22 protein-coding genes and 2 riboswitches are annotated in these 25,170 nt (G+C 38.3%); of the genes, 9 read left to right on the plus strand and 13 right to left on the minus strand.

All coding sequences use genetic code 11. The features are described from left to right. Positions 1–446 precede the first annotated feature (446 nt). Both ACXYMX_RS10120 and ACXYMX_RS10125 read left to right on the plus strand, forming a co-directional pair. Positions 447–1,439, plus strand: coding sequence for an NADPH:quinone oxidoreductase family protein (locus tag ACXYMX_RS10120; RefSeq protein WP_459044114.1), 993 nt, complete (start codon positions 447–449; stop codon positions 1,437–1,439). Between the two features lie 66 nt (positions 1,440–1,505). Further along, entirely contained in the window at positions 1,506–2,657 is a 1,152-nt protein-coding gene (locus tag ACXYMX_RS10125) for an acyl-CoA dehydrogenase family protein (RefSeq protein WP_459044115.1), read from the plus strand. Positions 2,658–3,313: 656 nt separating this feature from the next. Here ACXYMX_RS10125 and ACXYMX_RS10130 read toward each other — a convergent pair. The 5 genes from ACXYMX_RS10130 to ACXYMX_RS10150 are packed head-to-tail and all read right to left on the minus strand — an operon-like array spanning position 3,314 to position 6,931. After that, positions 3,314–4,114, minus strand: coding sequence for a TatD family hydrolase (locus ACXYMX_RS10130; protein WP_459044116.1), 801 nt, complete (start codon positions 4,112–4,114; stop codon positions 3,314–3,316). Beyond that, entirely contained in the window at positions 4,098–4,829 is a 732-nt protein-coding gene (locus ACXYMX_RS10135) for an ABC transporter ATP-binding protein (RefSeq protein WP_459044117.1), read from the minus strand. Before ACXYMX_RS10135 ends, ACXYMX_RS10130 begins: the two co-directional genes overlap by 17 nt. Next, positions 4,822–5,595, minus strand: a complete 774-nt coding sequence (locus ACXYMX_RS10140) for an ABC transporter permease (RefSeq protein WP_459044118.1) — start codon at positions 5,593–5,595, stop codon at positions 4,822–4,824. Before ACXYMX_RS10140 ends, ACXYMX_RS10135 begins: the two co-directional genes overlap by 8 nt. Next, complete coding sequence (locus ACXYMX_RS10145; RefSeq protein WP_459044119.1) at positions 5,592–5,879, minus strand: thiamine-binding protein; 288 nt, start codon at positions 5,877–5,879, stop codon at positions 5,592–5,594. Before ACXYMX_RS10145 ends, ACXYMX_RS10140 begins: the two co-directional genes overlap by 4 nt. Before the next feature lie 35 nt (positions 5,880–5,914). Continuing rightward, complete coding sequence (locus tag ACXYMX_RS10150; RefSeq protein ID WP_459044120.1) at positions 5,915–6,931, minus strand: ABC transporter substrate-binding protein; 1,017 nt, start codon at positions 6,929–6,931, stop codon at positions 5,915–5,917. Between the two features lie 152 nt (positions 6,932–7,083). Beyond that, positions 7,084–7,193: riboswitch (TPP riboswitch) on the minus strand. A 242-nt stretch (positions 7,194–7,435) separates the two neighbouring features. On the opposite strand from ACXYMX_RS10150, the gene ACXYMX_RS10155 reads away from it, so the two are divergent. The 3 genes from ACXYMX_RS10155 to ACXYMX_RS10165 all read left to right on the plus strand — a co-directional run bounded on the left by ACXYMX_RS10155 (position 7,436) and on the right by ACXYMX_RS10165 (position 10,463). After that, entirely contained in the window at positions 7,436–7,990 is a 555-nt protein-coding gene (locus tag ACXYMX_RS10155) for a TetR/AcrR family transcriptional regulator (RefSeq protein WP_459044178.1), read from the plus strand. Between the two features lie 101 nt (positions 7,991–8,091). Next, entirely contained in the window at positions 8,092–9,438 is a 1,347-nt protein-coding gene (locus tag ACXYMX_RS10160) for an MATE family efflux transporter (protein WP_459044121.1), read from the plus strand. 44 nt (positions 9,439–9,482) lie between these two features. Then, positions 9,483–10,463: a 2-hydroxyacid dehydrogenase gene (locus ACXYMX_RS10165; protein WP_459044122.1), complete on the plus strand. Its 981-nt coding sequence runs from the start codon at positions 9,483–9,485 to the stop codon at positions 10,461–10,463. A gap of 168 nt (positions 10,464–10,631) precedes the next feature. Here ACXYMX_RS10165 and ACXYMX_RS10170 read toward each other — a convergent pair whose 3' ends face one another. The 5 genes from ACXYMX_RS10170 to ACXYMX_RS10190 form a co-directional block, all read right to left on the minus strand. Next, the gene (locus ACXYMX_RS10170; RefSeq protein WP_459044123.1) at positions 10,632–11,387 is read right to left on the minus strand and encodes an amino acid ABC transporter ATP-binding protein; all 756 of its coding nucleotides are present in this window, start codon (positions 11,385–11,387) and stop codon (positions 10,632–10,634) included. Positions 11,388–11,408: 21 nt separating this feature from the next. Further along, positions 11,409–12,122 (minus strand): amino acid ABC transporter permease, encoded by a 714-nt coding sequence (locus ACXYMX_RS10175; RefSeq protein ID WP_459044124.1) that lies wholly within the window; start codon positions 12,120–12,122, stop codon positions 11,409–11,411. A gap of 12 nt (positions 12,123–12,134) precedes the next feature. Continuing rightward, positions 12,135–12,842: an amino acid ABC transporter permease gene (locus ACXYMX_RS10180; protein ID WP_459044125.1), complete on the minus strand. Its 708-nt coding sequence runs from the start codon at positions 12,840–12,842 to the stop codon at positions 12,135–12,137. A gap of 159 nt (positions 12,843–13,001) precedes the next feature. Further along, positions 13,002–13,865, minus strand: a complete 864-nt coding sequence (locus ACXYMX_RS10185; RefSeq protein WP_459044126.1) for a transporter substrate-binding domain-containing protein — start codon at positions 13,863–13,865, stop codon at positions 13,002–13,004. 118 nt (positions 13,866–13,983) lie between these two features. Then, entirely contained in the window at positions 13,984–15,132 is a 1,149-nt protein-coding gene (locus tag ACXYMX_RS10190) for an acyl-CoA dehydrogenase family protein (RefSeq protein WP_459044127.1), read from the minus strand. A gap of 339 nt (positions 15,133–15,471) precedes the next feature. Between ACXYMX_RS10190 and ACXYMX_RS10195 the strand changes: the two genes are divergently transcribed. The 4 genes from ACXYMX_RS10195 to ACXYMX_RS10210 all read left to right on the plus strand — a co-directional run bounded on the left by ACXYMX_RS10195 (position 15,472) and on the right by ACXYMX_RS10210 (position 21,711). After that, positions 15,472–17,367 (plus strand): PrkA family serine protein kinase, encoded by a 1,896-nt coding sequence (locus ACXYMX_RS10195; RefSeq protein ID WP_459044128.1) that lies wholly within the window; start codon positions 15,472–15,474, stop codon positions 17,365–17,367. Between the two features lie 77 nt (positions 17,368–17,444). Continuing rightward, positions 17,445–18,605, plus strand: coding sequence for a sporulation protein YhbH (gene yhbH, locus ACXYMX_RS10200; protein WP_459044129.1), 1,161 nt, complete (start codon positions 17,445–17,447; stop codon positions 18,603–18,605). Further along, complete coding sequence (locus tag ACXYMX_RS10205) at positions 18,602–19,999, plus strand: SpoVR family protein (RefSeq protein WP_459044130.1); 1,398 nt, start codon at positions 18,602–18,604, stop codon at positions 19,997–19,999. Before yhbH ends, ACXYMX_RS10205 begins: the two co-directional genes overlap by 4 nt. Before the next feature lie 230 nt (positions 20,000–20,229). Next, positions 20,230–21,711: an aldehyde dehydrogenase family protein gene (locus ACXYMX_RS10210; RefSeq protein ID WP_459044131.1), complete on the plus strand. Its 1,482-nt coding sequence runs from the start codon at positions 20,230–20,232 to the stop codon at positions 21,709–21,711. A gap of 54 nt (positions 21,712–21,765) precedes the next feature. Here ACXYMX_RS10210 and ACXYMX_RS10215 read toward each other — a convergent pair whose 3' ends face one another. From ACXYMX_RS10215 to ACXYMX_RS10225, 3 genes are all read right to left on the minus strand, one after another. Next, positions 21,766–22,407 carry a response regulator gene (locus tag ACXYMX_RS10215; protein WP_459044132.1) on the minus strand — a complete coding sequence of 214 codons (642 nt, stop codon included), beginning with the start codon at positions 22,405–22,407 and terminating at the stop codon, positions 21,766–21,768. Further along, positions 22,407–24,125 carry a sensor histidine kinase gene (locus tag ACXYMX_RS10220; RefSeq protein WP_459044133.1) on the minus strand — a complete coding sequence of 573 codons (1,719 nt, stop codon included), beginning with the start codon at positions 24,123–24,125 and terminating at the stop codon, positions 22,407–22,409. Before ACXYMX_RS10220 ends, ACXYMX_RS10215 begins: the two co-directional genes overlap by 1 nt. A 61-nt stretch (positions 24,126–24,186) precedes the next feature. Next, a riboswitch (cyclic di-GMP riboswitch) is annotated at positions 24,187–24,270 on the minus strand. Positions 24,271–24,506: 236 nt separating this feature from the next. Then, complete coding sequence (locus ACXYMX_RS10225) at positions 24,507–25,133, minus strand: class D sortase (protein ID WP_459044134.1); 627 nt, start codon at positions 25,131–25,133, stop codon at positions 24,507–24,509. Positions 25,134–25,170: the final 37 nt, after the last annotated feature.

Below are 25,170 nucleotides of genomic sequence, written 5' to 3' on the forward strand. Positions count from 1 at the left end.
TCTCATTTTGTTTAAAATTCATAAGTGAGTCCTCCTGGTATCTAAATTAGGGGTCATTTCTTCGTCGAGAAACTGACACCCCGCATCATACCAAGAGGGCTTTTTTTGTTCAAGCCCCTAAAAAACTTCTAACAGGAATGCTCCTATAATAGATTTTATCTGAAGGGAAGGGTAGTGTTTAAATTAGTAACTAGGCTCTTGCAAGGTTCCGGTTAGTATAAAAGGTACGACCTAGCCAAAACACCTTATGCAAGATATAAATTCTATTTTTTATTTATAGCTCTACTATAACAGAGATTATAATGACCAGTCAAAATTATGTTGACTGGATAGAATCTTTGTATTAACATAAGTGTAAGAATATTCAGAAGTTACAGTATAAGAAATAAAGTCTTTGGTTCAATGCCGATTTTCGGCTCTGAATACTAAATAGAATGAGGTGTAAAATGAATACTTTTCAATCCTTAGTTATTGATAAAAAAGAAGATGTTTTTTCTATTGATATTAAACAGTTATTATTAGAAGATTTGCCTGCAGGTGATGTGTTAATCAATGTAAAATATTCGAGTGTAAATTATAAAGACGGATTAGCTTCTATTCCGGATGGAAAAATTGTTCAATCATATCCTTTCGTTCCCGGTATAGATTTGGCGGGTGTAGTGGTTGCCTCGAAGGATGAGAAATTCCGCGAGGGAGACCAGGTTATTGTTACGAGTTATGAACTAGGTGTATCTCATTTCGGAGGATATAGTGAATATGCAAGAGTTCCTTCCGAATGGGTTATACCATTGCCAGAGGGCTTAAGTTTGAAAGAATCAATGGTGTTCGGAACGGCAGGTTTTACTGCAGCCTTATCCGTCCAATGTCTGGAAGAACAAGGTGTAAAACCGGGAAGTCTTCCCGTTCTTGTTACAGGAGCAACAGGCGGTGTAGGAAGTATGGCTGTTGCCATGTTAGCAAAACAAGGATTTCATGTGGTGGCAAGCACAGGAAAAACATCAGAACATGAATATTTAAGGAAGCTTGGTGCCAAAGAAATTATTGCGCGCGAGGAAGTATCCCCGGAAAAGATTCGCCCTCTTGGAAAACAACGTTGGTCAGGGGTGATTGACCCAGTGGGGGGAGATACTTTATCCTATGCTCTGAGTACCACAGCATATGGTGGGGCTGTAGCAGTTAGTGGAATGACTGCTGGAACCACTGTTAATACGACCGTGCTGCCATTTATTCTTCGGGGCGTAAAACTTATCGGAATCGACTCAGTTTATTGTCCGATGGAAACACGACAGAAAATATGGGAACGTCTGGCAAGTGATTTAAAACCGGAGAGTTTGCTAGATTATCTATCTAGTGAAGTTACTCTTGAACAATTACCAACTAAATTACAAGAAATCCTTCAAGCAAAAGTTCGAGGCAGGACCATTGTGAAGATTTCCTAATAAGGATATCTCTTTTAAACAGTCACATAGCTTCTAAAAAATAGTAATATAGGAGATGATAGTTCAATGATTACTCTTTCATCAGACCAAATTGCAATTCGCTCTAAAGCCTATGATTTCGCAAGGGAAGCTTTACTTCCAAATGAAGAAAAATGGGAAGCTAATGGCACCTTTCCTTATGATGCATTCCAGCAAACAGCTCGTGCTGGCTATACTGGTCTTCTAAACTCAAAAGAATTAGGTGGACAAGGTTACAGTTTTCTCGAAACAGCACTTATCTATGAATCTTTAGCTCGAGGATCTTTTGGTTTTACATTTGCATTGGGTGTTCATAATGTCGTAGGGTTTGGACTATCTCAATCAAATACAGAGAACGAGGAAATGAAAAGGAAAATTACAGAGATTTCTTCAGGGAAAAAAATTGCAGCGATTGCATTAACAGAGCCTGGAGCTGGTTCTGATCCTTCCTCGATAGAATCGAATGCTTATCTACATAATGACGGGTATGTAATTAACGGTACAAAGAACTGGGTGACGAACGGAAAAGAAGCGGATTATTTTGCAGTAGTTGTTAAAGATAAAGATGATCCTACAAAAACGCTTATGTTACTCGTTGATAAAACAGATGCAGGCTTAGAAATATTAGATTCTCCGAAAAAGTTTGGAGCAAACTTTATCTCTACTCCAGCTATTAAATTTAATGATTGCTTTATTCCAAAAGACAGACTTATATCAGAAACAGGATTAAGTAGTGCACTACAAACAATTGATGTTGCTCGCCTTTATATTGCTGCTCATTCAATTGGTCTCACTCAACAAACAATAGAAAGTGCCATTCAATATTTAGGTGGTCGTATTCAATTCGGTCGACCAATTATTAAAAACCAAGGCATCCAGTGGATATTAGCAGACCTTCTCACTGAACTTGAAGCTGCCCGCTGGCTAACTTATCATGCAGCCAGTCTTATCGATCAAGGAAAAATATCATCTTATAAAATAGCAATGGCAAAACTAAAAGCAGCAGACTTGGCGATGAAAGCAACAGTAGAATGTTCTCAGTTATTTGGTGCTAATGGTTTGCTTCAATCCTACCCAATGGAACGATATATGAAGTATGCCAAGATTAGCCAGATTGTAGATGGTACGTCTGAAATCCAGAAATTAATTATTGGAAGAAAAATAGAAAAAGAAGCTTTGAAAAGTCAGCCAATACTATAAAAAAGTTTACATTTAAAGTTAAAAGGTGGTCGGGAAACAAAAAGAGGTTCACACCTTTGAAAGACTAGCTTATTACGAGTTAGCCAAATAGGTAGAAACCTTGCGAACGATTACACTAATAATTCACCGGAATGAATCAGTTTCATATCCTTTTGTCCATACGGCTTAAAGGTTTCAAGACATGAAAAAGGAGAACCTCCCTCAACTTGTCAAAATGAATGAGTGACTAAAATAACTCCTTGACAAGAAGGAAGCCACTGAAAAACTTACACATTTAATTTGTAAGTGTATTTTAAATCAAAAGTGCTAATTCGTTCGATTTTGAACGAATTAGCACTTTTTCCTCACTGTATTGAAATGCTTCTGGATCTTAGCGTTCCGTTGATCGGAGCGGGAGGCCACTGAAAAACTGATTTTTATTGACTATTCTAGTTGATTTTCGTTCCGAGCGGCGACTCCAGCGGAAACAACACGATCTGAAAGCCCCACAGGAGCACGCTTTTCGCGACGAGGAGATTGAAGACGTGTCCGCTCGGAACAGAAATCAACGGCGCTACAGAAAGTCAGACTTTTTCATTGGCCTTCAAGAAGGAGGACTCCCTTTATTCATTATTGTTTGGTGACAGTCACTTATTCAAACTGTCACTGCAAGGTTTTTAATCTAAATAAAATCTCTTAGTATTTTCAAAAATACACACATATACATCACGAAGATCCATCTTTTTAATAGCCGCAATCATCGCAATGGAGCGGTGAATCATTTTTGGATGTGTCATTTCACCTTCAAATGGACCGGAGAAGGGCCAGGGACCGTCTGTTTCAACCATTAATCGATTTATAGGGTAGGACTCAATCAGATGCTGAATTTCGGGTTCATATATGCAGTCCGGCGTGACTGATACATAATAGTCATTGCGAATCATTCGACCAAAAGTCGATGGAAAACCTTTAAACCAATGAAAATGGGCTTTATCGACAGAATGTTTTTCGAGCAAATCACATACAATGTCAGCGTCTTCATACACGGCATGTAGATTGATAGGCTTGTCCCAGTTTTTCGCACGATGGATGAAGGCTTCGAGCATTTCATAATATGGTTCAAGTGGTAGCCTCGGTTCTTCTTGTCTCAAGTAATAGGGAAGCCCGACTTCACCGATTGCGACCATCTGATTTTTATTTAATTCCATAAAAGAAAATAACTTTTCGAGTTCAACATCGGAAGGCGGCGCCTGTTCAGGATGATAGCCAAAAGCGGTACGGATACCTGCATGGGTTTCGGCAAGCTGCAAATTGTCAGTGCATGATAGGTAATCCTTCGACACGGTAATCACGCCATGTAATTCAGATGAAGGACGTTCCAAGTAATCAATGATTGTTTGCTGTTTAGACTTCTTATATTGATCCAGATGAATGTGCGCATCAATAATTGGCCTAGCAAAATCAACTTCGTAGTTCATAATGAATTTCCCTTTTCAATTTCATAAATTGTTCGCTTAGTAACATATCCTCATTTCGGGGTCTTGGAAACGGAACTGTTATTTCTTTTTTTATAAACGCAGGCTTACTGGATAAAATCAAAATGCGATCCGATAAATAAAGCGCCTCATCAATATTATGTGTGATAAACAATACGGATTTCCGATAATCCTCCCATATGGAAAGCAGCCATTCTTGCATTTCAAAACGGGTAAATTCGTCGAGTGCAGAAAAGGGTTCGTCCAAGCAAATGATGGATTGCGGGCTTAGTAAACTTCGAATAAAAGCTACACGCTGCTTCATTCCGCCAGATAATTGGTGTGGATAGGCACTTTCATAGCCACTTAAACCTGCTTTTTCAATTAGTTCTATAGCTTGCTCTGTATCTTTTTCTGCCACGATTTCAGAGCTTAATAAAACGTTTTCTAAAATGGTACGCCAAGGAAACAAGGATGGATTTTGAGGCATATAGCTTATATGTCCTCTAGAATTATTAACTTTATGCCCATCCAGCATGATAGCTCCATCGTCAGGAGGATAGAGACCACCAATGAGTTGGAATAATGTACTCTTACCACTTCCGGAAGGACCAACGATGGATACAAATTCCCCTTCATCTACATGAAATGAAACATTGTTCAGGACATGGTTTGTCTCATAGGATTTTGAAATGTTTTGTAAAGCTAATTTACCCATTCGATGGGCCACCTCCTTGTCGTTGCCACTTAAACATTCTTCTTTCAACGAGTGCAATCAGAGCGAAAAAAGTTAAACTTAATAGCATGATTAACGCAATAGCAACAAATACTCGGTCTGTTTTAAAGGAAGAAGAGGCCATCGTCATATACACGCCGATTCCTTTACTTGCTCCTAGCCACTCGGAAATAACGGCCCCCATAACACTGTATGTACCTGCAATTTTTAAACCTGAAAAAATGGATGGAAGTGCATATGGCCATTCTAACTTCCAAAAAATCTGTCGATTGGATGCGCCTGCCATTTTCATATAATGCAACAAGTCTCGGTCTGTTTGGCGTAAGCCGTCCAAGGTCGCAATCGTAATTGGAAAGAAACAAACTAAAACAATGATGATGATTTTAGGCAACACCCCGAATCCGAACCAAATAACTAGTAAAGGTGCTAATACAATCGTAGGGATATTTTGGGATAAAATGAGTAAAGGATAGAAAGCTTCCTGTAAACTAGGTATTCGGAATAAAAGGATAGCCACTGCAAGTCCAACAGAACTTCCAATTGCATATCCTGTCAGCGTAAGTTTGACAGTGGATCCTATATGTCCTGCGTACAGTTCCCATCCTTGAATGGCTTCATTCCATACTTGGGTAGGAACAGGCAACAGCCATGCTGGGATTGCGAAAGAACGACCGACAATTTCCCAAAGAGTGAGTAAAAGGATGAGGACCGCTAAGGGTCGCCATCCTTTTTTCAGCACATTTATCAACGGTATTTCTCCGTTAATTTATTCATTGATGCACCCTCAGTGTATAAGATTTTAACTTGTGAAATAATACTTAAGGAACCGAGTTCGATCATCTTCTCATTCATCTTTTGGACAATTTCAAGTAGCTGAGGTAAATTACCCTCCATCGTTGTTTCTAGTGGAGATACTTGAAAAGGAATGCCCGCCTCTTCAATTACTGCGATAGCCGCGTCTACATAGGGAATTACATTTTCCCCATTAGGTGTTTTCGGTATGATTTGAATACTAACCAATGCGTTTGTCATTGTACTTCCTCCTGGTTTTTAATTCCTGAAATTGCTTACTCCGGTAAAAACTCATTCGTAAATGCCTCATTCGCTTTAAATTCAATATCGAGTAAATCGTTCTCTGTCATCCACTCAGCGTAGCCTTCCCAAATCGACAGTTTTTGTTCGCCCCAACGTGGAGCATCGTCCTTGTACTTTGGAGAAATCCACTTTTGACTTGCTTTTACAAGTTCTTCATCAAGATCAGGGACTGCAGCTATGAGTATTTCTGCTGCTTCTTCTGGATTATCTATTGCGAATTCATATCCTTTTGCAATAGCTTTTACAAAAGCCTTTACTGTTTCGGGATTTTCGGCAATCATTTTTTCATTTGTCGTCAGAACAGGGGTGTAGAAATTGAGTTTTTCTGAGTACTCGTTTAAATATTGCATATTCATATCGATCCCTCGAAGTTCTGCTTCAATACCTGTCCAAGCATAGTAAATCCATGCAAAATCAATATCTCGCTCGACTGCTGTAAAGAAGTCAGAGTTACCTATATTAATAAATTCGACGTTTGATGCATCTGCACCTTCTGCTTCCATCAAAGTAGAGATAATTGCTTGTTCTAAGGGTGCTCCCCAACCACCGTATGATTTACCTTCATAATCTTTAGGTGATTCTATATTTTCGCTTGTAAGTGATGCAAATCCAGATGTGTTATGTTGGAGAATTGCAGCTATTGAAACGATAGGTATTTCTTGTACACGTGCTTCTGTAATCGCTTCTTGGGCTCCAACTCCAAACTGAGCTTGACCGGCAGCAACGAGTGGATCGGCACCCGCTTCTCCAGGCAATAAAATTTCTACATCTAGGCCTTCATCTTCAAAAAAACCTTTTTCTTGTGCTACATAAATGCCCGTATGATTTGTATTGGGTGTCCAATCAAGGACAAATTGTATTTTCTGTAGTTCTTCACCATTTTCCTTTTCCTTGCTCGTGTTTCCGCCACATGCAGTCAATAAAAGTAACAGACTGAGTAAGGCAACTAACCAAACTTTTTTCAATCTTGCTCCTCCTTCAACTTTCATAGCAATTACAAGTGAACGATTTACTGAAATCCAATTGCACTTTGGCGCAATTGTGTTCGGAGTCTTTGTCTTTGTTTAATAGAATACTAAGTCTACAAAAGAAAGACAAAAAAATGCGTACTCCGGACAACCGAAGAACGCATAACCATAGACTAGCTAATGAGTATGTTCCCTCCGCTGGCTTTAACCAGATCAGGTTCAAAGGGTCTATACTTTGCAAAGTATATCTCAACCAGTAAAACTGGTACCCCCACATAAATGTAACGCATGAAGTTTTAATTATTGTACAACTTCTACTTTGCCATACTTATTCAAATGAATCAAGTGTAGAGAGAATAATGACTATTTAATACAGGGCGAAAATTCATAAATAACGGTGTAAGAGAATGTAAAGTAGTTTAATATTGTTGGTGAAAGTTTAAATTTGCATAGGAATCATAAATGTTTTATAATTAAACTGAGAAAACTTATTTGGTGTTATTGGTTTTATTGGAGGAAGATATGTTGAAAACTCGTATTATTAATGCATTTATAGAAGAAACTCGATTGAACGGTGTAAAATTTACAATGGATGATTTGGCAAAGCGCCTAGGGATTAGTAAGCGGACGTTGTATGAACAATTTTCTTCAAAAGTTGATATTTTGGATTCCATCATTGACTTGACTCTAGATGAGTTTGATGAACAAACACGCTTAATTATTGATAATCCCGATTTGACATTGGTGGAAAAAATACGTAAAACAATTGTGGTTGTGCCGAAGCATAATGAATTTTATGACCTGCGTATATTAGAGCAGCTGAAGAGGTCTTACCCTGACCGATGGGAACGAGTGAATCTAGAGCTAAACCAGTGGGATGAATTAAAGGAACTTCTAGAAGAAGGTATACAAACAGGTGTCATCGAAAAGATGAATATAGATTTACTGATGAAGTTAATTATTGATGCTGCAAATTTAACGTTAGATCGTCAATTTTTCTTCGAACACAGTATATCTGTGACAGAAGGATTTGAAACGATTGTCGATGTTCTACTAAATGGAATTGTTACAAAAGTATAAGGATGACTTACTGACACTAAACATGTCAGTTATTTTTTCACTTTGAAAAACTATAAAAACTAAAATCGTTTATCGGTTTTTTGGAAGATGAGGAAACGAGTATGAAGAATAGACAGGTAATCAACCGCTTGGATACTGAAACTGTTAGTAAATCTTTCATAAGATACTTAATCCCGTCAACGGTTGGGATGCTTTTAATGGCTATCAATATTGTGGCTGATGGAATTATGGTTGGGAACCGATTGGGTTCTGTTGCACTTGCTGGAATTGGAATTGCTACTCCTGTATACACGATTTTTGTTGCGATGTCTTTATGGATAGGGATTGGGGCGGCAACACGGTACTCTATATCTATGGGTGCTAAGCGTACAAAAGAAGGCCAAGTCATATTTTCGCATGCAATGGTTGCCATTATGATCTTATCGATGATCATAGGACTGACTGCATTTATTTACAGAACGGAACTAGCCTATCTGCTGGGAGCAAATGCTGATACATTTCCATATGTAGCTGATTATATGAACATTTTGCTTTTGTTTGGTGTAGTTTTCACTGTAGAAAACGCCTTTAGTATATTAGTAAGAAATGATGGTGCACCGATTTTATCGATGGTTGCTTTAATTATAGGATCACTCGTAAATATAGTCTTGAATTATGTGTTTTTATTCGTTCTTGATTATGGTATCCAGGGTGCTGCATCGGCTACAATCATCGGTGCGTTTATCGGACTTTTAATATTGTGCTCTCATTTCTTTAAGAAACAGAGTAATTTGCGTTTTGTACGTTTCAAATTCGATAAGAAACTTCTATGGATGTTGTTAGTGATTGGTTTCCCAAGCTTTTTATCAGAAGTTGGATTTTCAGTCTTTACTATTTCTCACAATCTCATGTTGGAACATATTGCAGGAACAGCGGGAGTGTCTGCTTTTACAATATTAAATTATGTTCATAGTGTCATGTTGCTCTTATTCTTAGGAATGGGTGCGGCAATTCAGCCGCTTATAAGTTATTATAAGGGAGCTAAGGATGAAAAGAAGATGAAGAAAACGGTTCGGATGGCTATTGGTACAACATTTTGTGCGGGTGCACTATTTTTATTGATTGGTTTATTTTCCTCCAGACCTATTGTCGGTGTGTTTGGTGATTTTCCTAGTGAGGTAATGGAACTCGCAATTCCTGGAATTAAGTTATTCTTTACCGCTTACTTATTTATGGGTGTAAATTTAGTTATGATGACGTATTACCAATCGATCGGGCAAATTCGTATGGCAATATGGATAACGGCTGCAAGAGAAATCATCCTTTTGTTAATCTTACTAGCAATACTGTCCCACTTCTTTGGGGTAACGGGTGTCTGGTTAACGATTCCAGCATCTGAATTCATCGTACTTTTGACAGTGTATCTTCATCAAAGAAGATACAATAGTGTCGAAATGGCTGTGCGATGAAGTTCGATTATGGCACAATGGAAGTAGACAAGGGGGAATAAGTATTGAAACAGATTGTATATGTAACCTATCCAATTTCAAAAGACGTTGAAGTTTTTCTTTCTGAACATTGTGTTGTTCGCAAGTGGGAGGGAAATGGAATGATCCCACGAGAGCTTCTTCTTAGGGAGATTAAGAATGTAGATGGCTTGTACACATCTAGAAACTCAGGTGGAAATATTGATGAAGAGTTATTACGCAGTACGCCGAATTTGAAAGTGATTAGTACGGTATCTGTCGGTTATAATCATTTCGATATAGAAGCAATGAACAATCACAACGTCATAGGGACAAATACACCTGAAGTGTTGAATGAAACCGTTGCAGATTTGGCATTTGCTTTGGTTTTATCATCTGCAAGACGAATTGTTGAATTGAATCAATATGTACAGGATGGCAAGTGGAATGTAAACACAGATTATCTTGAAACCTATGGAATGGATGTACATAGTAGTACGTTAGGTATTATAGGTATGGGGAGAATCGGTGAGTCGATTGCTAGAAGAGCGAAATTTGGATTTAACATGGATGTTCTTTATTACAATCGGAATAGAAAACCGGAAGCAGAGAAAATCTATGGAGCAGAATATTGCGAGCTGGATGTACTTTTAAGTCGTTCAGATTTTGTTGTTCTAGTTACTCCGCTTACTCCCGAAACGTTCCAAATGATAGGTGCTAGAGAGTTTGGACTTATGAAGAAGTCAGCAATATTTGTTAATGTCTCTCGAGGGCAAACTGTAGATGAAGAAGCACTTATAGAAGCCTTGCGAAACGGAGATATTCACGGAGCGGGGTTGGATGTATTTGAAAAAGAGCCGATTGATCCGGATAATCCACTTCTTACTATGAAAAATGTTGTAGCAGTTCCGCATATAGGTTCAGCTACTGCACAAACGGAAGAGGCCATGGCGATGCGAGCGGCTGAAAACATCGTAGCGGCGTTAACTGGAAAAGGACCGATTGATTGCGTTACAGGAGAGTTGTAAAGCGCATAAAACAAAGAGGTATTGTCACACGAATGGTATGTAGCAACCACAAGCCCTTCAATATTTTTTAGAAGGGCTTTTACGATGTGTCCTATGGGAAATGGTTTTTCCAGTTTATGTCAGACTTACGGAAAAGCCCCTCAATCTGGAATAATCCTAGGAAACCTATCAAATATAGTAAGTGAAATCCTGCGGCAAGACTCTCCTCAAAAACTTTTGCGTTCTTTCTTCTTTTGGATTAACGAAAATATCTTGTGGCGATCCCTCCTCGACAACAACTCCACCATCCATAAAAATGACTTTGTTTGCTACATCTTTCGCAAAGGACATTTCATGCGTGACGACTAACATCGTTGTTCCTTCTTTTGCTATATTCTTCATGACGGTTAGCACTTCGCCGACCAATTCCGGGTCCAATGCGGAAGTAGGTTCGTCAAATAAAATGATGTCCGGATTTAAAGCGACAGCCCTTGCAATACCGACTCTTTGTTGTTGCCCCCCTGATAGTTCACTAGGATAGGCATTGTATTTGTCGGAAAGCCCTACTTTATCCAATGCTTTTTTACCTATTTCATTGGCTTCAGCTTTAGGAATCTTCCTTCCAATAATAAGTCCTTCGGTTATATTTTCTATCGCCGTTTTATTATTAAACAGATTATAACTTTGAAATACAAAAGCGATCTTTTGCCGAACATTATGAATTTCTTTTTTTGAAGCTTTTTTAAGATTTACCTCAATATCCCCGAAATACGCGTGCCCTTGATCTGCTTTTTCTAAAAAGTTAATACATCTTAGTAATGTTGTCTTACCCGAACCACTTGGCCCGAGTATGACGACAACATCCCCTTTATCGATTGTTAACCCCACACCTTTTAGAACTTCATTTTTACCAAAGGATTTATGGACATTACTAATTTCTAACATGTTTTTGCCCCCCTGTTTCATTTAAGCATTTGCAGGTTTATATTTGCTTAACCGCTTTTCATACAGCTTAAAGGCATATTCCACTAAGCTACATAAAATTAAGTAGACAATAAAGATATCTAGGTACGCTTCAACATAATTGTATCCAACGTTTGCTGCCACTTTAGCTCTTAGCGTGATTTCTTGTAAAGACATGGCATACCCTAAAGAGGTTGCTTTAATCAAATTGACGGTTGCTGTACAAATATTCGGTACTGCGGCAACGAGTGCCTGTGGAATTATGATTCTCTGAAAAGCCTGTAGATTTGTTAATCCGACTGAATAGGCTGCCTCTAATTGTCCTTTATCTACAGTACTTATTGCAGAGCGAAATACTTCTACGAGAACGGCAGTCGTATTCAAGGAAAAGACAATGAATGCATACCAAATGGGATGGATATCATAAATATTTATTTCAATGCCGAACTTTGTAAAGAAAGAATCTAGCAATAAAGGGACACTACTATATATAATGAAAATTTGAATAATGATAGGTGTTCCTCTTACAAAAGAAACATATACTTGCGCCAAACGATGCAAAATCGGTATTCGATTGATTCGAGTTAATGCGAGTAAAAAACCTAGTGGCAGTGCAAAGAGTAGTGCTACAGCAGTAACAACTAGCGCAGTAGGAACTCCTGATAATGCAACAAAAAATGTATCAAATAGAAATTTATAATTCAGACCTTCCGACACTCCCTCACAACCTTACGTAGTTTTTACGACCCGCTTCCCTTTGCTAAAGACCTTTTCCAATTTAAAGAAGAATTGTTCAATTCCTATTGAAAGTACCCAGAAAATAATGGCCAACGCAAGATAGATTTCTAATGCATGGGCTTCATAATTACTCGCAATAATGAGATTTGCTTTTCCGACAACATCAATTAACCCGATTGTATAGGCTAAGGATCCTTCTTGAAGAACTGCAAGCAAACTATTTCCGAAGTTTGGTAACGCGACGACAAAAGCTTGTGGAAGCACGATTCTCCAGTACGCTTTCGTATTACTTAAGCCAACGCTTACAGCGGCCTCGAATTGTCCTTTATCAATAGATTCATGGGCAGATCTCATCACTTCCGACATGGCAGCTGAAAATTGAAGCGTAAAAGTAATGACAACAAATACTGCTGTATGAACATCATTGAGGTTCACTCCAAAGTTATTACCAAGAGCGGGGATACCATAATAAATTAAGAATAAGAGAACGATAGACGGTGTGCATCTCATTATTGTCGTATATCCATTGGCCATTTTTCTCGCCAACCTACTTTTTCCAATCTTTGCCGCCGCTATGATAAATCCTAGTAGCGTTCCAAACAGGACAGATAGACCCGCAACAATAAATGTCACTTTTAAAAAAGGGATGAGTTGTGGAAGTGAATCCCATATATAGGTTGAGTCAAAATACTTTTCCATATTATCACTCCGTCTTTGGTTTCCTTATTGAAAAATTTCTAGGAAAGGCTGTTGGAATTGGTGCGCATCCAACAGCCAATCGAACAACGAAGAGGTCAATTGGCCTTAACTTCTATGGTCTTCACAGAAATTAATCTAATTGCCACTCTGCTAATTTATTTATCTTTCTACAGTATCTAAGACTTCAAACAAGTCCCTACCATAAAATTCTTCGATCAATTCGTTGGTTTTCTTTTCTTCCTTTAGTTGTTTGATGGCTTTGTCATAAGCATCCGCAAATTCTTGCTCTTTTTTATTGAACAATGGCCAAGTTTTAATAACAGCAAACTCATTATAAACAACGTCATCCACAAATTTGTGGAATGGACCATCCTCTGCGATTACTTTCTGTACAAAGGGACCCTCAATTGATACACCGCCATCTACACGGCCTTCATTTACCCACTGAACGACTTCAACAGAGAAAGCATCTCCCGCTACAAGTTTGACTTCATTGTCTGGATTGGCTTTGTTGTATTCGTCAATAATTGTATATTGCGCATTGTTCGCAGCGATAGGAGCTAATGCAAAGCCAGCCGATGCAAAATCTGCAAGTGTTTTTATATGTTCATTTTCCTTCTTTAGCACAAGACCTGCACTGCTCAGACCAAGAAATTCTTCAGGGAAAATGAATTTCTCTGTTCGTTCCTCGGTCCAGAAAGCGTTTTTAACTCCTACTTGAAATTTACCTTGCTCAACGCCAATAAGTAAATCATCACTTGTCGTTCCAACGTAATCAAATTCGTATTGTGGCAGCAATTCATCGACCAATTTCATCACTTCAACATCGTATCCAGTAGGGTTTCCATTTTCATCCAACCAGGATATAGGTTTTGAGGCTTGATCGTAGGCAACTTTCACTTTGCGGACGTCTGAATCGTTATTCGAAGTTCCTCCCACCACTTTTTCAGCGCCACATCCCGCTAAAATTACCGACAATGACAAGCCTACTGCTGCAAATTGTAAAAAACTTTTTCTTTTCATTATATAAATCTCCTTTTTTTCGCAAGAATCACGTTTTATTATTTTGTCTAGTCTCCTGTGCAGCTCGCTTTGAGTTACACTATTACCTTCCTGGGATAACCAGGCGCTTGCTCTTTTCTTATTCAATTGCTGATAATGCCAATCTTTTAATGGTCATGTCGTCCATTGGGGGATTATGTAAGCCTGCCCGGACGTCACGATAATATCTTTGAAGAGGGTTACTGCGTTGAAGACTTTTTGCGCCTACGATCCGCATCGCTTTATCAACAATTGAAATTGCTGAATTTGTAACCGTATGTTTAACAACACCGATTTCATTCGACAGATTAGCTCTTCTAGATTCATCGTCATACATCTCTGCAACACTATAAATAAGATGTCTCGCCTGAATTAAAGCCAAATCGATTTCACCTATGAGTTGTTGGACATTTGGCAATTGACTGATTGGACCACTCAGGCTGTTGGGTGAATGGTGATTGGCAAAATGTATTGCATAATCACGTGCCGCTTGTGCAATTCCTAGATAACATGCAGGAATGTGAAGCATCCAGCCATTAAATTGTGGACCCCCAATTGTTGCTTCGGGAAGTTCGACCAGTTTTGATTCATCGACCCTTACATTGTTCAGAACTAAATCGTGACTTGCTGTACCCCTCATTGAAACAACGTCCCATGTTTCTTCAATTGTTATTCCGTCCAAATCTTTGTGGAGAAGAAAGAAACCGACTCTTTGTTTTTCTTCAATCCATGCAGATGTTAAAAAATAAGTTAATACTGGAGAGGCAGTTGTAAATGTTTTACGTCCCGATATAACCCAATAATCACCTTCTTTTATCGCGTTCGTTCCAGGACGCCCTCCTCTCGTTGGACTACCTGTTTGGGCTTCGGTAACCGAACGATTTACCAATCCACCGTTTCGAACTTCTTCTGCAAAAAAGGTTAAGTTTTCTTCGGTCCAAAGTTTTCTTTCGAATAAGTCCCCGATAACGCCAAGACTCCAACCAATTGATAGTGCCGTGTTTGCATCAAAACTAGCGAGCGTTTCTTGAAGTAGTACAAAATCATAAACTTTTAGGCCTCCTCCTCCAAAAGAATGAGGGAGTGTGCTGCTTGTATAGCCAATATCGATTAGGTCTTGAAAATTCTCTTTGGGAAAGATGGATAATTCGTCAATTTCAGAAGAGAGATTTTTAAACTTTGTTTCCTTCTCATGTAATTTCTGCAACCATTGTTTTTGTATTTCAGTTTTCACAAATAAATTAATCATGCTGTTCCTCCTTTTGTCTTGAAGTAAACTACTATGTAATTAGTATACTATCAAATACCTATTTGTTTACTAGGGATTAACAATATACGATGATTATGCAATTTGTCAAGGGGTATCCATGTGCGCTATTACGGAGAAGATGGAATGGAAAATATTTTGGAGGTGAAGAAGAGATAATCGAATTGACTACGAAATAGTAAGGTGTCTAGTCATACAAAGTCCAATACAGTTTTGAACAACACAATAAAGATCTAATCTGAGTTGTACTATAACGTTCGTCATTATAGATGACCTCTTTGCATACTATATAAAAACCATGCCCTAGATGGAGGGGATACATTGAATATTTTAAACAAAGTTAAAAGCTTTAGAGAAGAAGAAAACCGACTACAGTGGGAGGGTACATTCGCAGATTATCTGGAGATTGTAAAAGAGAGAAAAATAGTTGCCCAAACCGCACATTCCCGTGTTTATCATATGATTAAGAGTTCAGGATTAACGGAACAAGATGACGCGAAATTGTATCACTTTTTCGGAGAAGAAATTTTTGGACTAGAAGAATCAATTGAAAGGCTCGTGGAGGAATACTTTCATCCTGCTGCAAAGAGACTTGATGTACGCAAACGAATTCTCCTATTAATGGGGCCTGTAAGTGGAGGGAAATCCACAATTGTGACATTGTTGAAACGAGGGCTTGAACAATATTGTAAAACAGACGAGGGCGCGGTTTATGCCATTAAAGGATGTCCGATGCATGAAGATCCGTTACATCTAATCCCACTCAATTTACGGGACGATTTTTTTGAAGAATATGGAGTTCGACTGGAAGGATCATTATCACCATTAAATGCGATGCGACTTGAGAAAGAATATGGAGGACGCGTAGAAGATGTGTTGGTAGAGCGTATCTTTTTCTCGGAAGATAAACGAGTTGGAATTGGTACATTCACACCTTCTGACCCGAAATCACAAGATATTGCAGATTTAACCGGGAGCATCGACTTTTCAACAATTGCAGAATTCGGTTCAGAATCAGACCCGCGTGCGTACCGATTTGACGGTGAATTTAATAAAGCAAATCGAGGGATTATGGAATTTCAAGAGATGCTGAAATTGGACGAGAAATTTCTTTGGCATTTATTATCGTTGACGCAAGAAGGAAACTTTAAAGCTGGAAGATTTGCTTTAATTAGCGCGGATGAATTGATTATCGCTCATACAAACGAAACTGAATATCGTTCCTTTATCGCGAATAAAAAAAATGAAGCACTCCACTCAAGAATCATTGTCATGCCGATTCCCTATAATTTGAAAGTTCACCAAGAAGAACGTATCTACAAAAAGATGATTCAGGAAAGCGATATGGTACATGTTCATATTGCACCACATGCACTCAAAGTTGCCGCGATTTTCTCGGTGCTTACAAGACTTGAAATACCTAAGAAGCAAGGTATTGATTTGCTGAAGAAAATGCGTTTGTATGACGGAGAAAATGTCGAAGGGTTTAACCAAGTGAATGTAGAGGAATTAAAGAAGGAGTTTCCAAATGAAGGGATGAATGGGATTGATCCTCGGTATGTTATTAACCGAATTTCATCAGCTATCATTCGGAAAGAAGTACCTTCAATTAATGCACTGGATGTGTTGCGTGCGTTAAAAGATGGACTTGATCAACATGCATCCATATCTCAAGAAAATCGTGAAAAATATATGAATTATATTGCCATAGCTAGAAAAGAGTACGATGATATTGCGAAAAAAGAGGTTCAAAAAGCTTTTGTATATTCCTATGAAGAGTCAGCAAAGACATTGGTTGACAATTATCTTGACAACGTCGAGGCCTACTGCAATAAAAATAGAATGAGAGACCCTCTGACAGGGGAAGAAATGAATCCAGATGAAAAGTTAATGCGCTCAATTGAAGAGCAGATAGGTGTATCAGAAAATGCAAAACGTGCATTTCGGGAAGAAATACTAATCCGCTTATCAGCCTATGCAAGAAAAGGACAAAGATTTGATTATAACTCACATCCACGTTTGCGTGAAGCGGTAGAAAAAAAGTTGTTTGCCGATTTAAAGGATATTGTTAAATTTACAACCTCTTCACAAACACCAGATGAATCGCAACTGAAGAAAATAAACGAAGTTGTCAAAAGCCTTATCGATGAATACGGCTATAATTCGATCTCAGCAAATGAACTATTAAAGTATGTGGGAAGTCTACTCAATCGATAATTTGGCGGTGAAAAACAAGACTGATGATGAATTGGTCTTGTTTTTTTATCTAAATATAAAGCCGAAAGTGGGGTACTATGAACGAAAAGTTTGTTGTTTCAAGGGAAAACTGGTCGTTGCATCGGAAAGGGTACCAAGATCAGTTGCGTCATATGGATAAAGTGAAGGAAGCTATTCAAAATAACCTACCTGATTTGATTAGCGAAGAAAGTATTATTATGTCAAGTGGAAAAGACGTTGTAAAAATTCCGATTCGCTCGCTGGATGAATATAAAATCCGCTACAATACAGACAAATCGAAGCATGTCGGGCAGGGAAGTGGAGATAGTGAAGTCGGTGATGTTGTTGCAACTGATGGCGGACAAGGAGAAGAAGGAAAAGGAAAAGGAGAAGGCCAACAGGCGGGTGATCAGCCGGGTAAGGATTATCTTGAAACAGAAGTCCCTATTTCTGAAATTGAAGAAACGCTTTTTAAAGAGTTAGAACTGCCGAATTTAGAACAAAAAGAACAAGCAGAAATAACGAATGAAAAAATTGTGTTTAACGATATTCGGAAAACAGGTCTTGTTGGCAATATCGATAAGAAAAGAACGATATTAACCGCTATCAAAAGAAACGCGATCAAAGGAAAAGCAGAAATTTCCCCAATTCATTCGGATGATTTACGATTTAAAACTTGGGATGAAGTAGAAAGCCCCCAGTCGAAAGCTGTCGTTCTTGCGATGATGGATACGAGTGGATCGATGGGGAAAACTCAGAAATATATGGCGAGAAGTTTCTTTTATTGGATGACGCGTTTTTTACGTTCGCAATACGAATCCGTAGAAATCGAATTTATCGCCCATCATACAGAAGCAAAAGTAGTATCTGAAGAAGACTTCTTCTCGAAAGGGGAGAGCGGGGGGACGATTTGTTCTTCTGCATACGAGGTAGCGCTAGATTTAATCGAGAAAAAGTACAATCCATCACGCTATAATATTTATCCTTTCCACTTTTCGGATGGTGAAAACATGTCTTCAGACAACGAAAAGTGTATGAAGTTAATTCAACGATTAATGGATAGTTCAAATATGTTTGGCTACGGTGAGGTCAACGTTTATAATCGATTTTCGACATTAATGTCTGCCTATAAAAAAATTGAAGATGAAAAATTTCGCCACTATATATTAAAGGAAAATCGTGATATTTACTACGCACTGAAAAGTTTTTTCCGAAAAGAGGCGGAGGGATTCGATTGAAGGAATTAAATGCAATACATCATGCGATTGATGAAATCACGGAAATTGCAACGGGATTCGGTCTAGACTTTTATCCAATGCGTTATGAAATTTGCCCAGCTGATATTATTTATACGTTCGGAGCATACGGAATGCCTACACGGTTTGCACATTGGAGTTTTGGAAAGCAGTTCCATAAGATGAAATTGCAGTACGATATGGGGCTAAGTCAAATTTATGAATTGGTTATAAACTCAAATCCGTGTTATGCATTTTTACTGGATACGAATAGTTTGATTCAAAATAAACTTATAATTGCGCATGTACTTGCTCATTGTGATTTCTTTAAAAACAACGCGCGATTTTCACATACTCGAACGGACATGGTGGAAAGCATGACTGCAACAGCAGAGCGATTTGTTAAGTATGAAATGATTCATGGGAAGGACGAAGTGGAAAAGTTTTTGGATGCAGTGCTTGCGATTCAAGAACATGTAGATCCACTACTGCTTGGTAATAAAAGAATTGAAGAGGAAAAAAGAGAGCCCATTGTACGAAAAACCCCATATGATGACTTATGGGATTTGGACATTCAAGAAACGGATAGAAAACTCTTACCAAGCCCCAAAAGAGCTAAATTTCCTTTGGAACCTGAAAAAGATTTACTGCTATTTATTCTAGAACATAGTCGAGAATTGGAAGAATGGCAGCGCGATATCCTAACGATGTTGCGGGAAGAAATGTTGTACTTTTGGCCACAGCTGGAAACCAAAATAATGAATGAGGGCTGGGCATCCTATTGGCACCAACGAATTATTAGAGAATTGGACTTAACAACGGATGAGACAATCGAGTTCGCCACTTTGAATGCGAATGTTGTTCAACCATCAAAAACGAGCATCAATCCTTATTATTTAGGATTGAAGATATTTGAAGACATTGAAGCGAGATACAACAATCCGACTGAAGAAATGCGTAAGTTTGGCGTGAAACCAAATACAGGAAGGGAAAAAATGTTCGAGGTTCGAGAAGTTGAATCAGATGCTTCCTTTATCCGAAACTATTTAACGAAGGAATTGATTCGGAATGAAGATTTGTATTTATTTGAAAAACAGGGGAGAGAGTACCGGGTTACGAATAAAGAGGCTGAGCAAGTAAGGAATCAACTTGTTTCTATGCGAGTCAACGGTGGGTTTCCGTATATTGTTGTTGAAAATGGTGATTACTCTCGAAATGGCGAACTTTATTTAGTGCATAATTATGAATCGACAGAACTAGATCTTCATTATTTAGAAAATGTTCTCCCATATATTTATAAATTATGGGGGCGGATTGTCCATATGGAAACGTATGTGGATAAAAGACAGGTAATCTATTCGTATGGAGGCAATAAAGTAACACGTCGCTATGCTTGAGAGTTGTAATGGATAGATTGACAGTACCAGGTAGATTCTAACACTTTACCTTGAATTAAATTTACGCATAAAAGCCCTTCTAAAAAGGGTTTTTTATGTTTTAGTTGAATTATTGTAACAGGAGGCAATACGATTTCCACGAAAGTACGCTAGCATTAAATGTATAGGAATGTAAGTAAATTGGGGTTTATGGGATTGTGTAGGATCAAAAATTAAAGGGAGGAATAGTTATGGAAAAGTATTTGAACTATATAGATGGCGAATGGTGTGAATCAGCTTCAGGCAAATTTGTACAGGTTATTAATCCTGCAAACGGAGAAGTACTTGGGGAAGTTACACAATCAACTGAAGAAGATGTAAATCGTGCAGTTCAAGCAGCAAAAAAGGCTCAAAAAGAATGGCGCCTTGTCCCAGCTCCCGAACGTGCGGAAGTTTTATACGAAGTTGCATTTTTATTGAAACAGCGTAAGGAAGAAATTGCGCAAGTACTAACGAGTGAAATGGGTAAAGTTATTGACGAAGCTAGGGGAGAAGTTCAAGAAGCTATTGATATGGCATTTTATATGGCTGGCGAAGGGCGGCGTCTCTTTGGCGATACCGTACCGTCAGAGCTTCGCAATAAATTTGCAATGAGTGTCCGAGTGCCGGTGGGCGTTGCAGGGTTAATCACGCCGTGGAACTTTCCCATTGCAATTGCATCATGGAAGTCACTCCCAGCACTTGTAACAGGAAATGCTGTTGTTTGGAAGCCGTCAACTGAAACACCAATGGTTGCCTATGAATTCACGAAAATCTATGAAGAAGCTGGACTTCCGAAAGGCTTGCTTAATCTTGTCAACGGTCCAGGAAGTACAGTAGGAACCGCGATGGTTGAACATCCGGATATTGATATCATTTCATTTACAGGCTCGAATGAAGTGGGGAGTACCATTAACGCTCGGGCTGGCGAACTTTTAAAAAGAACTTCACTCGAAATGGGTGGAAAAAATGCGGTCACAATCTTGGCGGATGCCGACCTAGATCTAGCTGTGGACAGTATTTTATGGGGGGCATTTGGTACAACTGGGCAAAGATGTACTGCAACAAGCCGTATTATTGTTCATGAAGACGTTAAAAATGAACTCGAGAAAAAGCTAGTCAGTAGGATTGGGGAGTTATCACTTGGTGATGGCGCGGATGAGTCTGTTAAAGTGGGGCCCGTTATCAATCGGGCGGCCCTTGAAAAGATTCATGAGTATGTAAAAGTCGGTCAAGATGAAGGTGCAAAGCTTCTGACAGGTGGAAGTATTGTAACGGAAAATGGGTTGGATAAAGGTAATTATTATGCACCGACAATATTTACAGATGTGACGCCAGAAATGAGAATCGCTCAAGAAGAAATATTCGGACCGGTACTCTCAATTATATCTGTAGGAAGTATAGAAGAAGCAATTGAAGTGAATAACAGTGTGAAATTTGGATTATCGAGTTCAATATTTACGGAAAATGTCAATCTGGCTTTTCAAGCAATGCGAGATTTAGACACAGGAATTGTCTACGTGAATGCAGGTACAACAGGTGCAGAAATCCACTTGCCATTCGGAGGAACAAAAGGAACAGGGAATGGGCATAGAGATTCTGGAGTGGCGGCACTTGATGTATACACAGAATGGAAATCGATTTATATAGATTACAGTGGTAAGTTGCAACGAGCACAAATTGACAACCAATAAAAAACTTCCCACCTTTATATCTAAGGGTGGGAAGTTTTTTTGCAGTCAGATTTCTTAGTTTACAACATACGTCGCCAAGCCCGTAGCATTTGTATAAAGAGCTGCATGCGTTCGGTCAGCCAAATCTAGTTTGGATAAAACTTGACTAACGTGTTTTTTTACAGTGTATTCGGTAATAAATAATGACTGAGAAATTTCTTTATTGGAAAGTCCCATACCCAATACAGTTAATACTTCTTTTTCTTTAGGTGTTAAGTTTTTAATTTGCTGTTCATCCATTGAGGAATCTTCAGACCGAAGGAATAAATCAACCACACCGGGATCGTAATATTTTCTGCCTCTTTTAATAATGTTAAGTGCGTGAAGTAGTTCTTCGGGAAACGCCTCTTTTAATAAATAGCCATCCACCCCGATTTTCTTTGCACGGTTAAAGTCTTCCTCATCTGTTGAAGAGGTAAGAACAACAAACTTGGATGAAACCCCTTGCTGTATGGCTTCTTCTATTACATCAAGACCAGAGTCTACCCCCAGTCGAAGATCAACAATTGCTAAATCCGGTTGAACAGCTTTGAATAGTTGAAGAGCTTCCTTCATATTTGTCGCCTCACCTAGAACTTCAAATGTCTTGTCTAAAGAAAGTATTGAATGTAATCCTTTTCTTACTAAAGGATGATCGTCAATAATGACAACTTTCATTATATAGCCACCTCCTGCTTTATTTGTATTTCGCTAACGGGAATTTCAACACTAACTTTAGTACCTAGACTCGATGCACCGTCAATTGAAAATGTTCCGTTGTATGAAGAAATAATTCTTTTTATATTATAAAGTCCCAACCCTTTTTCAATCTTAGTTTGATCTAGGGTATCGTCGATGCCAACACCATCATCTTGAATAATAAGTGTGGTTTTCTTATCTACTAGTAGAAGTGTTAACTCAATTTCACTGCAATTTCCATGCCGGACTGAATTCCCACACGCTTCGCATATAATGCGGTAAAGTGCACTTTTCAAATCATTTGATAGTAGATTTTCATCGCCCGTTATTTGATAGTTTATCCGAATATCATTCAACCGCGCATAATCATGTAAATATGATTTTAGATGGACAAGAAAAGGTTGTTCTTCATTTTTAATGGAGCTGAGTCGGTAGATTGCCTTACGCAGTTCTTTAATGGTTGTATTTGCTGACTCGGAAAGAAATTTGTATTCATTGTCTAGCTCTCTTTCTGAAAGTGCAGGTCCTTTAACTTTTAAGTTATGCAAAGAGTAAACAATACCGAATAACCTTTGGGAGACGCTGTCATGTATTTCATTCGCGATGCGATTCTGTTCCTCAATCACTTGCATTTGTCCCGTCATTTGGTTCATGTGTATTCCTTCTAACATAATTTCACTAAGCTCAGCAAGAAATTCAAAAGTACGTTTTACTAAGAAGGATTTTTCATTCTCGTTATGTTGAGAGATTTGAAATCCTAATACTCCAATATTTTTGGAAGTTCGAATTATTTTCAACCAATACCGTTCATTTTTTATAGTACCGATAAAAGGTTCCTTTATATCACGGAAGTTATCCCATACATTCATTAAATCTGTTTCCAAATGGCTGTTATTCGTCAAATTCTCAAGATAACTAGTTTGATCATTCGTAGCAGATAGCCAAAAAAATGCCGAGTCAGTTTGTGCACATTTCTGTAATGCTGCGGTAATTTTTTGAATTAACTTATTTGGGCTCTTCATAGAAGAATAGCTATCCATTAAGTAATAAAGAGACATAATATGCTCCAATGTTTCTTCATACTTCATATTGGAATCAGTAAGCTTTTCATTCACAATCAGCAGCTTTTCTTTTTGTTCCATCAATAAGGATGATTGTAAGGCTACTTCTTTTGTAAACCTGGAGAATAACCAGACAAGTAGAGTAGTTAGCATACACACCAAGTAAAAATAAGATTTATCTTTCAATAAATCCGCAATTTCATAGTGAAATAATTGGTTGGCAATACTAGTAGCGCTCCCAAAATAGAAAGTTAACACCCCGAAACTGAAGAAGGGTGTTAGAAATATCGCCGCTACAAGCACTGGATTTAGCGCGTACCATATAAACGGACTTGAAATACCGCCTGTTGGTATGAGAAGTAATATTAAACCTGTTGTTTCAATTAGAATAATAGCTTTCAAGAATTGTTTGTTTTCAACATGCTTTTTTTGTAAATCAGTTACAATCCAAGCGGCAATGGAAAGTGAAGCAACGACCCCAGTTTTAAAAAGTAAAGGTAATTGAGGTCCTAATAAATAAAAGAAAAGGGAGGTTAGTGCTAGTGACAAGGTTCTATATAAAAGTAGTATACTCATTTTACTAGAGGTGTTCAGTAAACGATTTATTGGGTTAACTGTTTGCATATGCTTCGTCATTCAATCACCTCCTACTATTAGTCATAATAAAAGCCTGACCAGGTCTGGATAATTTATCCAAAGTTAGTCAGGCCGGTTGCACCAGTTACTCCACACATCCAAGGTGCCCATATAAAGGATGTGTATCATCGTTTCCATGTTAGCGTATTCAGTTGTACCTAAGATTATACCTACTATAAGCCGATTTCTTTGTCAGATAGTGCGGATGTGTAGGTTCTATTTTTGTCTATTTAAAGGATATGTTATCAAATCGCATGAATAGTTAATTAGTTGCTAATTATTTAAGGGGCTGCATAAAGTGGTAAGAAGGAGAAAATTTGAAAATCTAAATAGAAAAGACCAACCTTGAAGTAAATCTCAAGGCTGGTCTGCATATGTGCTTTAGTAACTATCCACCAAATCACCCTTTACCGCAACTCGGTCCGCGCCGGATACTGTACAAGTGATCAAGGTGATTTCATCTTTATTCGCCGTATCGTTTAATACTTCAATATAGGTTGGTTCAACGACTTCCGAACTTTTTATCTCATAAACATAGGTTTTCCCATCAGCGTGTAGGTAAACCATCTCACCCACAGGTACTTTAGCTAGGTTACTAAAGTGACGACCGTCTCGGAAGCCACGATGTCCAGCGATTGTGAAGTTGCCGACACCGGGTGTTTGGTCAGTTTTAATTTGGGTGAGAGCAACACTTAAATTATAGTCAGTTGTTTTGTTTAATATATATTGTTTTAAATCGATAAAAGGTATTTCTAATTCCATTACATCTTTAATTTCATCTTCGGTAAATGGTAAATTTTCGATCGTCGATAAATCGATGGGTTCAGCGACACTGCTTTCATCACTATCATCATTCACAGTAGATTCATCGGTTGAAATTAGGGAAAGTGCTTCTTCCAATGCATTCAAATCCTTGCTTTGGTTCCACTCTTGATAGAAGGGTATAGAAATCAGAACTACACCAGCCAATAAAAACAAGATGCCTAGAATTGTCTTAGTTTTTCTCATGATTATCTATCCTTTCTGTTACAATTATTTCTGAAAA

The sequence above is a fragment of the Sporosarcina sp. CAU 1771 genome (assembly GCF_054482775.1).

Excerpts from the sequence above, each read along its gene's own strand:
- ACXYMX_RS10120 (WP_459044114.1), top strand. The coding sequence starts at position 447 with ATGAATACTTTTCAATCCTTAGTTATTGATAAAAAAGAAGATGTTTTT.
- ACXYMX_RS10125 (WP_459044115.1), top strand. The coding sequence starts at position 1,506 with ATGATTACTCTTTCATCAGACCAAATTGCAATTCGCTCTAAAGCCTAT.
- ACXYMX_RS10130 (WP_459044116.1), bottom strand. The coding sequence starts at position 4,114 with ATGAACTACGAAGTTGATTTTGCTAGGCCAATTATTGATGCGCACATT.
- ACXYMX_RS10135 (WP_459044117.1), bottom strand. The coding sequence starts at position 4,829 with ATGGGTAAATTAGCTTTACAAAACATTTCAAAATCCTATGAGACAAAC.
- ACXYMX_RS10145 (WP_459044119.1), bottom strand. The coding sequence starts at position 5,879 with ATGACAAACGCATTGGTTAGTATTCAAATCATACCGAAAACACCTAAT.
- ACXYMX_RS10150 (WP_459044120.1), bottom strand. The coding sequence starts at position 6,931 with ATGAAAGTTGAAGGAGGAGCAAGATTGAAAAAAGTTTGGTTAGTTGCC.
- ACXYMX_RS10160 (WP_459044121.1), top strand. The coding sequence starts at position 8,092 with ATGAAGAATAGACAGGTAATCAACCGCTTGGATACTGAAACTGTTAGT.
- ACXYMX_RS10170 (WP_459044123.1), bottom strand. The coding sequence starts at position 11,387 with ATGTTAGAAATTAGTAATGTCCATAAATCCTTTGGTAAAAATGAAGTT.
- ACXYMX_RS10180 (WP_459044125.1), bottom strand. The coding sequence starts at position 12,842 with ATGGAAAAGTATTTTGACTCAACCTATATATGGGATTCACTTCCACAA.
- ACXYMX_RS10185 (WP_459044126.1), bottom strand. The coding sequence starts at position 13,865 with ATGAAAAGAAAAAGTTTTTTACAATTTGCAGCAGTAGGCTTGTCATTG.
- ACXYMX_RS10190 (WP_459044127.1), bottom strand. The coding sequence starts at position 15,132 with ATGATTAATTTATTTGTGAAAACTGAAATACAAAAACAATGGTTGCAG.
- yhbH (WP_459044129.1), top strand. The coding sequence starts at position 17,445 with ATGAACGAAAAGTTTGTTGTTTCAAGGGAAAACTGGTCGTTGCATCGG.
- ACXYMX_RS10210 (WP_459044131.1), top strand. The coding sequence starts at position 20,230 with ATGGAAAAGTATTTGAACTATATAGATGGCGAATGGTGTGAATCAGCT.
- ACXYMX_RS10215 (WP_459044132.1), bottom strand. The coding sequence starts at position 22,407 with ATGAAAGTTGTCATTATTGACGATCATCCTTTAGTAAGAAAAGGATTA.
- ACXYMX_RS10220 (WP_459044133.1), bottom strand. The coding sequence starts at position 24,125 with ATGACGAAGCATATGCAAACAGTTAACCCAATAAATCGTTTACTGAAC.
- ACXYMX_RS10225 (WP_459044134.1), bottom strand. The coding sequence starts at position 25,133 with ATGAGAAAAACTAAGACAATTCTAGGCATCTTGTTTTTATTGGCTGGT.